At 61.2% G+C, this 9,578-nt stretch carries 9 protein-coding genes; 4 read left to right on the top strand and 5 right to left on the bottom strand.

Annotated features, from left to right (window positions below; all coding sequences use genetic code 11):
• Positions 1–46: 46 nt before the first annotated feature.
• Positions 47–1,588 carry a catalase KatB gene (katB, locus tag M5C71_RS33405; protein ID WP_177099316.1) on the bottom strand — a complete coding sequence of 514 codons (1,542 nt, stop codon included), beginning with the start codon at positions 1,586–1,588 and terminating at the stop codon, positions 47–49.
• 285 nt (positions 1,589–1,873) lie between these two features.
• Between katB and mscL the strand changes: the two genes are divergently transcribed.
• Positions 1,874–2,287, top strand: coding sequence for a large-conductance mechanosensitive channel protein MscL (mscL, locus tag M5C71_RS33400; RefSeq protein ID WP_177099314.1), 414 nt, complete (start codon positions 1,874–1,876; stop codon positions 2,285–2,287).
• 21 nt (positions 2,288–2,308) lie between these two features.
• Here the strand turns inward: mscL and M5C71_RS33395 are convergent, their stop codons facing one another.
• Entirely contained in the window at positions 2,309–3,085 is a 777-nt protein-coding gene (locus M5C71_RS33395; RefSeq protein ID WP_103498101.1) for a ferredoxin--NADP reductase, read from the bottom strand.
• 417 nt (positions 3,086–3,502) lie between these two features.
• Here M5C71_RS33395 and M5C71_RS33390 point away from each other — a divergent pair, with 417 nt between their 5' ends.
• Positions 3,503–4,216, top strand: a complete 714-nt coding sequence (locus M5C71_RS33390; protein WP_103498102.1) for a LuxR family transcriptional regulator — start codon at positions 3,503–3,505, stop codon at positions 4,214–4,216.
• A gap of 147 nt (positions 4,217–4,363) precedes the next feature.
• Positions 4,364–5,488: a methyltransferase gene (locus M5C71_RS33385; RefSeq protein ID WP_152741767.1), complete on the top strand. Its 1,125-nt coding sequence runs from the start codon at positions 4,364–4,366 to the stop codon at positions 5,486–5,488.
• A 133-nt stretch (positions 5,489–5,621) separates the two neighbouring features.
• On the opposite strand, the gene M5C71_RS33380 is transcribed toward M5C71_RS33385, so the two are convergent.
• The 3 genes from M5C71_RS33380 to M5C71_RS33370 form a co-directional block, all read right to left on the bottom strand.
• On the bottom strand, positions 5,622–5,789 hold the full coding sequence (locus tag M5C71_RS33380) for a DUF2474 domain-containing protein (RefSeq protein ID WP_103498104.1): 168 nt from the start codon (positions 5,787–5,789) through the stop codon (positions 5,622–5,624).
• An 89-nt stretch (positions 5,790–5,878) separates the two neighbouring features.
• Complete coding sequence (gene cydB / locus M5C71_RS33375; RefSeq protein ID WP_100941470.1) at positions 5,879–6,886, bottom strand: cytochrome d ubiquinol oxidase subunit II; 1,008 nt, start codon at positions 6,884–6,886, stop codon at positions 5,879–5,881.
• Between the two features lie 3 nt (positions 6,887–6,889).
• Complete coding sequence (locus tag M5C71_RS33370; RefSeq protein WP_177099306.1) at positions 6,890–8,323, bottom strand: cytochrome ubiquinol oxidase subunit I; 1,434 nt, start codon at positions 8,321–8,323, stop codon at positions 6,890–6,892.
• A 210-nt stretch (positions 8,324–8,533) separates the two neighbouring features.
• Between M5C71_RS33370 and M5C71_RS33365 the strand changes: the two genes are divergently transcribed.
• The coding region (locus tag M5C71_RS33365; RefSeq protein WP_248769693.1) for an MFS transporter at positions 8,534–9,578 on the top strand (1,045 nt) is incomplete at its 3' end.

Here is a 9,578-nt window from a genome sequence, read left to right as displayed (position 1 = left end):
GGATTTGTGGTGTTTTCAAGATCGGGTCAGGCTTGAGTGACAGACCTCAATCCGCCAGCTTCGCCGCCAACGCCTTGACCCGTGCCAGGTCACCCTTGGCCACCTTGGTCACCCCCGCGCCATACTCCGGGTCGGCCTTGTAGAGAAACGACAGCATGATGTGCTTGCTCTCGTCGTCGGTGTCCGCCAGGGAACCGCCGAAGTTCTCGATCAGGTCCTGCTTTTCCTTCTTGCTGTAGGAGCGGTACAGGTCACCGGCCTGCTTGAAGTTCTGCTCGCGCTGGATCTTCGCCTGCTGGGTGCTGCCCGCCAGGGCCAATTGGCTGTAACGGGCCGCCTGCGGCTCCTCGCGAGGCAACAGGCGGCTGGGCTGGTAATTCACCCCGGCGCTGCTGTGGCCGCTGTTCATCGCCCCATCCTGATTGCCGTTGTTGACCGCGACTTTCGGCGCGTTGATCGGCAACTGCAACGCGTTCGGCCCCAGACGATACATCTGGGTATCGGCATAGGAAAAGACCCGGCCCTGCAACAGCCGGTCCTCGGACGGCTCGATACCCGGCACCAGGTTGGCCGGGGCCATGGCCACCTGCTCGGTTTCCTGGAAGACATTCGCCGGGTTGCGATCCAGCACCATCTGCCCGACCTTGCGCTCAGGCACGCCCGGCCAGATCTTGGTGGCGTCCAGTGCATCGAAGTCGAACTTGCCCAGGTCCTCTGGCGCCAGGACCTGGACATAAAGATCCCACTTCGGAAACTCGCCCTTGTTGATATGCGCCACCAGATCGTGGGTCATATGGCTGTAATCCTTGCCCTGCACTTCGACCACCGATTTTGGATCCAAGTTTCGAATCCCTTGCAGACTCTTCCAATGGAACTTGACGTAATGCACGTCGCCCTTGGCATTGATCAACTTGTAGGCGTGCACACCGTTGCCATCCATCTCCCGGTAACTGGCCGGCGTGCCGGAGTCCGAGTACAACTCGGTCAGCGTGCGAGTGGCTTCAGGGACATGGGAGAAAAAGTCGAAGCGCCGCGAGTCGTCATCGAGATTAGTCCGCGGATCGGGCTTGAAGGCATGCACCATGTCCGGGAACTTGATGGCATCGCGAATGAAGAAGGTCGGGAAGTTGTTGCCCACCAGGTCCCAGTTGCCTTCGCTGGTATAGAACTTGGTGGCAAAGCCGCGCGGGTCGCGCAGGGTTTCCGGCGAATGATTACCGTGCACCACTGCGGAGAAACGCACGAATACCGGCGTGGCACTGCCGGCGGCAAAGACCTTGGCCTTGCTCAGGTCGCTCAGGTCATCGGTGACGGTAAAGGTGCCATGGGCACCGGTGCCGCGCGCATGCACCACACGCTCCGGAATACGTTCACGGTCGAAGCGCTGGAGTTTCTGGATCAGTTGCACGTCCTGCAGCAGCACCGGCCCGGCGGCACCGGCGGTCTGCGAGTTCTGGTTATCGCCGACCGCGGCACCGTTATCACGGGTCAGGGTCGCGGCGTGGACGGACAGGGATAGCAGGCTGGCGCTCAAGACGCACAGCACGCGCCTTGAAGAAACGCTTCCAAGGGCAGGAATGATGTTCATGTCGGACTCCTCTGGTTTTTGTAGAGCGCATTCCAATGCGCTGACCAGAGGCTAGTGACTGAAGCCCGGTTCTCTAAATAGAAAAGCCTGAAGAGGTCGATTGAGAAAATAGACGGGCCATCCGCCGCCAGGGCGTGTATTTCGCGCGATTGCTGGCACTTTGCAAACTTTTCCCCGGGCAACCGGTCGATTAGAGCAAGCGCAGCCGGCTCCGCGCATCCTGCAAGATCCGCGCGGCTCCATTACACTGCGATCACTCCACTCATCTGTAACAAGGAATAACCTATGAGCGTGCTCAGTGAGTTCAAGGCCTTCGCGGTCAAGGGCAATGTGGTCGACATGGCCGTCGGTATCATCATCGGCGCGGCCTTCGGCAAGATCGTTTCGTCGTTTGTCGGCGACGTGGTGATGCCTCCGATCGGGCTGCTCATCGGCGGGGTCGACTTCAGTGCCCTGGCCATTACCTTGAAAGCCGCCGACGGCAATGTGCCAGCCGTGGTCCTGGCCTATGGCAAATTCATTCAGAGCTGCATCGACTTCATCATCGTCGCCTTCGCCATTTTCATGGGGGTCAAGGCCATCAACCGGCTCAAGCGCGAAGAGGCGGTAGCCCCGACCGTGCCGCCAATCCCGACCAAGGAAGAGGAACTGCTGGGTGAGATCCGCGACCTGCTCAAGGCCCAGGCCAACAAGCCCTGACTGCCACAACGCAGTGTCGCCCTACCAATAGTTCTCTACCGCCACCTGCCCGGGGCGCCGGCTCAGACTGAGCTGCAAGCCCCGTTGCTTGAGCAGTGCCCGGGTGTCATCGATCATCTGTGGGTTGCCGCACAGCATCACCCGTGAATGCTCGGGTGACAGCGCCACGCCCGCCACCCGTTCAAGCTCGCCGTTCTCGATCAAGTGAGTGATGCGTCCGTTCAACAGACCCGGACACTGCTCGCGGGTCACCGTGGCAATGAACTGCAGTTTGTGGCCGTGCTCGGCCAGGTAATCGCGCCCGGCCAGGCCGGCGATCAGTTCCCCATAGGCCAGCTCCGCCGCCTCGCGGGCACTGTAGACCAGGATGATCCGCTCGAAGCGCTCCCAGACCTCGAAATCCTGCAGGATCGACAGGAACGGTGCGATGCCGGTGCCGGTGGCCAGCAACCAGAGGTCACGCCCGTCGACGAAACGGTCCAGGGTCAGGTAGCCAAATGCCTGTTTGTCCACCAGCAAGGTGTCGCCCTCGCGCAGACGACTCAGCTCGCTGGTGAATTCGCCCTCGGGCACGACAATGGAAAAGAATTCGAGGAACTCGTCATGGGGTGAGGACACCATCGAATAAGCCCGCCACACGACACTACCGTCGGCCTTGCTCACCCCAAGGCGGGCGAACTGGCCGGCTCGAAAACGAAAGCCGGCATCACGACTGGCACGCAAGGTGAACAGGCTGGGGGTCAAGGGCTGGACATCGCGCAGGACCTGGCGGGTGAACTTCTCGGCGCTGGCAGTCATGGCGTTCTCCGTAAGGCAGTGAACGTCAGTGTCGCGCAAAGTCCATGGGAGAAACACCGGTACTTTGTGTTGGTATAGGATTATTGGAAAACTTATACGTATTGATCACCAACGTACACATACAACTAAAAACAACAGCTTATATAAAATATTTCGACCTGCATCTCGTAAGTGCTCACAAATAGAAACTCTTGCAAAGTCCGCAAAGGCACGGCTCACACCAACACCCTCAGCTAGGGTAGACTCCAAAATGATAGCAAACCGCCCCAATTACCGCACGACGCGCGATAACTGCATTTTTTTAAAGTCGATAAAAATATCATCGGAGAGCAAAAAACATCGGCCCGCAATACGGATCTTTCCTACACTATTCCCGTCACCTTCGACCGTTACACGCAATCACGGAAGGGCACCTCAATGGAGAACTGGCAGGACAATCAACTGCATCAGCTCATGAGTGAAAAAGAAGAACAAGCAATCTTCAACGCAGTTTTCAATCTGGCCATGCAAATAGGTTTCACCTACGTATCATTCAGAATGACCACCTTACTCGGAAGCCATCAAACAAACAGCACAAGCTTCAACAACTACCCAAGTGAATGGAACAGATGCTATCAGCGCAACAACTACCAAACGATCGATCCGTTGGTTTTCCACTGTCATCGTTCGGTGTTCCCGATCCTCTGGTCCCCGGAGGTCTTTCAATCCACCCCAACACTCTGGAGAGACATGCAAGAGCATGGGTTGAGACAAGGATGCTCACAGTCCGTCCATGACGTTCGCGGCATCGTCAGTACCTTGAGTCTGGCGCGCAATTCGGTCCCGATTACCACCGATGAGTTCTACAGCAAGGCAGGGCAAGTGCTCTGGCTGTGCAACTGGCTGCATTCAGCGCTGGCAGACAAGCTGCTGCCGACCCCACGGTCGGACAACAGCTACCCGTTGTCGCCGCGCGAAGCCGAGATCATGAAGTGGACCGCGGAAGGCAAGACCGCCTCCGAGATTGCCGACATTCTCCACCTGACCACGCGCACCGTGGGTTTTCACATGAGCACGATCATGAGGAAGTTCGGGGTCAACAACAAAGCTTCCGCCGTCTTGTGTGCCGCCAAATCAGGGCTGCTTTTCTGAACGAGCACGGAGCGACCAGGCAGAAGGACCTGCCCTCAGAAGAAACAGGCAATCCGCGCCAAACCCACGTAAAATCCTTCGAACTTCTCTTCCCGCTTGTCCTGTCCTGACCTGTGACGAGGCAACATCGACGCTCCAGAGCCCTCCATGCCCCTGCTAGAAAGCCCGTTTGCCCGACTCGACCTGATCCGCCAGCCCGAACAACAGAACGAGCCCCTGCAAGCCTTCGATGCTGCGGATGAGTACCTGCTCGCGCATCTGGCCGAGCAGGGCGTGTCGGCCGAGACCCGGGTGCTGGTGCTCAACGACAGCTTCGGCGCCCTGGCCAGCAGCCTGGCCGGACAGGTGCGGGTGACCAGCAGCGGCGACTCGTTCCTCGGTGCCCTGGCGCTGGAAAAGAACCTGGTGCGTAACGGCCAGGCCTTCGACGCGGTGCCGCATATCCCCGCCAGCGAGACCTGGGCCGGGCCCTTCGACCGGGTGTTGATCCGGGTGCCGAAGACCCTCGCGCTGCTGGAAGAACAGCTGATTCGCCTGCAAGGCCAGCTGGCACCGGGCGCCCAGGTGATCGCCGGCGCCATGATCAAGCACCTGCCCAGGGCCGCCGGCGATCTGCTGGAGCGTTATATCGGCCCGGTGCAGGCGTCCCTGGCGGTGAAGAAGGCCCGCTTGCTGATCGCCACGCCCGAGGCCCGGGAGCCGGCCGTATCGCCCTACCCGACGCGCTACCGGCTCGACGAACCGGCCATCGAGCTGCTCAACCACGCCAATGTGTTCTGCCGCGAAGGCCTGGACATCGGCACCCGGGCCTTCCTGCCCCATCTGCCGGGCAACCTGGGTAGCGCGCAGGTCGCGGACCTGGGCTGCGGCAACGGGGTATTGGCGATCGCCAGCGCCCTGCAAAACCCCCAGGCCCAGTACACCCTGGTGGATGAGTCGTTCATGGCCGTGCAGTCGGCGCGGGAAAACTGGCGGGCAACGTTGGGCGAGCGCGAGGCAGTGATACAGGCTGGCGACGGCCTGGCGGGACAAGCGCCGCAATCGCTGGACGTGGTGTTGTGCAACCCGCCCTTCCACCAGCAACAGGTGGTCGGCGACTTCCTCGCCTGGCGGATGTTCCAGCAGGCCCGTGAAGCCCTGGTGGTGGGTGGCGCGCTGTATATCGTCGGCAACCGCCACCTGGGTTATCACAGCAAGCTGGCGCGGTTGTTCCGGGGGGTCGAACAAGTGGCGGCGACGCCCAAGTTCGTGATTCTCAAGGCGCGCAAGTAACCGAACGTCAAAAGCTTCGCGGGCAAGCCCTGCTCCTACAGTTTGATGTCGTACGCAGAGTCTGTGTTCGGCACCGTACTGTAGGAGCAGGGCTTGCCCGCGAAAGGGCCCTCAATACCACCACAAAGATCGGCTAGTGCGTGGTCAACCCCGCCGCATTCATGAACAGCCGCATCAGGCTCGCGACCACGAACAATGCCAGCACGCTCCCAGTCCAGATAATCACCAGCCAGCCAATACGTTGCCAGAGCGGTTTCTTTTCCGCCGCCTCGATCTCGTGCAAAGAAGGTTTGCCTGTCATAAACCCAATCCTCGTCTCTCAAATCCGCTGACGTTCCACTGGACGCCATCGCGAACGAGCCCACTCCTGCACGGAGCGGGCACACTCCCCTAGTGATAACCATCCTCGTGGGTCACCTTGCCGCGGAACACGTAGTAGCTCCAGAAGGTGTAGCCCAGGATGAACGGGATGATGAACAGCGTCCCCACCAGCATGAAGCCCTGGCTTTGCGGCGGCGCGGCGGCGTCCCAGATCGAGATCGACGGCGGCACGATATTCGGCCACAGGCTGATGCCCAAGCCGCTATACCCCAGGAAAATCAGCGCCAGGGTCAGCAGGAACGGCGTGTAGTGGGCGTTACGCGCCACCGCCCGGAGCAAGCCGTACAGCGTCACCAGCACCAGGATCGGCACCGGCAGGAACCAGAACAGGTTCGGCAAGGTAAACCAGCGCGCGGCGATCTCGGCATGGGCCAGGGGCGTCCAGAGACTGACCACCCCGATCACCGCCAACACCACATAGGCCAGGGGCCGCGCCAGGTCATGCATCTGCTCCTGCAACTTGCCCTCGGTCTTCATGATCAGCCAGGTGCAGCCGAGCAAGGCATAGGCCACCACCAGCGCCACGCCACAGAACAGCGTGAAGGGCGTCAACCAATCCAGAGAGCCGCCGGCGAACTGGCGATTGACCACCGGAATACCATCGATGAAAGCCCCCAGCGCCACGCCCTGGAAAAAGGTCGCGGTCAGTGAACCACCGATAAACGCCTTGTCCCAGATATGCCGCTTGTGCTCCTTGGCCTTGAAGCGGAACTCAAAGGCCACGCCACGAAAGATCAGCCCGATCAGCATCAGGATCAATGGCAGGTAGAGCGCCGACAGCACCACCGAATAGGCCAGCGGAAACGCGCCGAACAAGGCCGCGCCACCGAGCACCAGCCAGGTTTCGTTGCCGTCCCAGACCGGCGCGACGGTGTTCATCATCACATCGCGGTCACGGTCGTCCTTGATGAAGGGGAAGAGAATGCCGATCCCCAGGTCGAACCCATCCATGACCACGTACATCATGATGCCGAAGATGATGATCACGGCCCAGATCAGCGGAAGATCAATACCCATGACTCAGTTCCCCTTGTTCAGGTGGTGAGCATCTTCGGCGCCATCATCGGCGGCGGAGAGCGGACGGGCCGGCGTGCGTTGCTGGCCGGGACCACCGTGGCTCGACTCGGCCCCTTCGTTGGTTTTCGGCCCTTTGCGCACCAGGCGCATCATGTAGCCCAGGCCGGCACCGAACAGCGAGAAATAGACCACGACGAACAGCGCCAGGGTGATGCTCATTTGCACCAAGGTGTGCCCGGACGAAGCATCCGCCGTGCGCATCAGGCCGTAGACCACCCAGGGCTGACGACCGATCTCCGTGGTGAACCAGCCGGCCAGGATCGCGATCAGGCCCGAAGGGCCCATCCACAGCGCCAGGTACAGGAAGGTACGGTTGCTGTAGAGGTGATCACGCTTGCGCAGCCACAGGCTCCAGAGCCCGGTGAAGATCATCAGGAAACCCAGGCCGACCATGACCCGGAACGACCAGAACACAATGGTCGAATTCGGCCGGTCCTCCGGCGGGAACTCCTTGAGGGCCGGCACCTGTTTGTCCAGGCTGTGGGTCAGGATCAGGCTGCCCAGGTAGGGAATCTCCACGGCGAAACGGGTCTTCTCGGCCTTCATGTCCGGCAGGCCGAAGAGGATCAGCGGGGTCGGCTCGTTGCCGACGTTTTCCCAGTGGCCTTCGATGGCGGCAATCTTCGCCGGCTGGTGCTTGAGGGTGTTGAGACCGTGGAAGTCACCGATCACCGCCTGGATCGGCGCGACGATCAGCGCCATCCACATGGCCATCGAGAGCATGGTGCGGATCGCCGGATTATCGCGCCCGCGCAACAGGTGCCAGGCCGCCGACGAGCCGACGAAGAACGCCGTCGCCACGAACGCCGCCGTGGCCATGTGCATCAGCCGATAAGGGAAGGACGGGTTGAACACCACCGCAAACCAGTCCACCGGGATCACCCGGCCGTCGATGATTTCGTAGCCCTGGGGCGTCTGCATCCAGCTGTTGGACGAGAGAATCCAGAAGGTCGAGACCAGCGTACCGATGGCCACCATCACCGTGGAGAAGAAATGCAGGCCCCGTCCGACGCGGTTCCAACCGAACAGCATCACGCCGAGGAAACCGGCTTCGAGGAAGAACGCCGTGAGCACTTCATAGGTCAGCAACGGCCCGGTGACCGCACCGGCGAAGTCGGAGAAGCGACTCCAGTTGGTCCCGAACTGATAGGCCATGACCAACCCGGAGACCACGCCCATGCCGAAGTTGACGGCAAAGATCTTCGACCAGAAATGGTACAGATCGCGGTAGGTATCGTTGTGCGTCTTCAGCCACAAGCCTTCGAGTACCGCCAGGTAACTCGCCAGGCCGATGGTGATCGCCGGGAACAGGATATGGAAGGAGATGGTAAACGCGAATTGGATTCGGGCGAGATCGAGCGCCTCCAAACCGAACATAATGCTTCCTCTGTCAGGTATTGATCCGGATCAATCAACGTTGAAAGAGTAGTCCCATTCCGACGAGCTGCCTGCGTGGTCTTTTGCCGCGTGACAGGTTGTCTCAGCTCAGATGCCCTTCTGATCCGCAAAAAACCCGTGCAATCTGGCAACTTCTTGTTACACCCAAATGATAACCTCTGCTTTCCCCACGCCCCGACCGAGCCCCCGATGCCCGACACCACGCCGTTGCTGTTGCGCCACCACCATCCGTTCCTGGCTTTCTGGCTGGCGCGGATCTTTACCGCCAGCGGCTTCCAGATGCTCACCGTGGCCATCGGCTGGAACCTCTACCAACTGACCGGCAATGTGCTGGACCTGGGCCTGGCGGGTCTGGTGCAGTTTGCCCCGCGGCTGCTGTTCATGCTGCACACCGGCCATGTCGCCGACCGCTACGACCGGCGCTACGTCTCGGCGCTGTGCCAGTCGTTGCAGGCGCTGATCGCCCTGAGCCTGGCCGTCGGCAGCGCGACCCACCACGTGACCCGGGAAATGATCTTTATCCTGGCGTTCCTGCTGGGGGCGGCGCGCTCTTTCGAAATGCCCACCACCCAGGCGCTGTTGCCGTCCATCGTCCCGGCGGCGCTGTTCCCGCGCGCCGTGGCCGCCGCGCAGTCGGCCCAGCAACTGGCGACCATCGTCGCCCCGGCCCTCGGTGGTTTGCTCTATGCCCTGGGCAGTGTCTGGGTCTATGGGCCCACCGTGGCCCTGTATGCGATCGCCTGCCTGCTGATGCTCAACCTGCCGGCGCGGCAGACCGCCCTGAACAAGGGCAAGGCCACCCTGCATTCGCTGTTGGCGGGGATTCGGTTTATCCGCAGTCGCCCGGACATTCTCGGGGCGATTTCCCTGGACCTGTTCGCCGTGCTGCTGGGCGGTGCCACGGCCCTGCTGCCGGTATTCGCCAAGGACATCCTGCTGACCGGCGCCTGGGGCCTGGGCCTGTTGCGCTCGGCCCCGGCGGTGGGCGCCCTGCTGATGTCGCTGTGGCTGGCGCGCTTCCCGGTGGAGCGCAAGGTCGGGCGGATCATGTTCACCGCCGTCGGCGTGTTCGGCGTGGCGACTATCGCCTTCGGCTTGTCGACCTCGTTCTGGTTTTCCCTGGCGGTGCTGGTGGTGCTGGGCGCGGCGGACATGATCAGCATGGTGATCCGTGCGTCCTTCGTGCAACTGGAAACCCCGGACGAGATGCGCGGTCGGGTCAGCGCCGTGAACG

The sequence above is a fragment of the Pseudomonas sp. MWU12-2345 genome, assembly GCF_023242385.1.
Classification (GTDB): domain Bacteria; phylum Pseudomonadota; class Gammaproteobacteria; order Pseudomonadales; family Pseudomonadaceae; genus Aquipseudomonas; species Aquipseudomonas gingeri_D.
The sequence above is the reverse complement of the archived record's forward strand: the minus strand, read 5'-3'. Positions and strand labels throughout refer to the sequence as shown.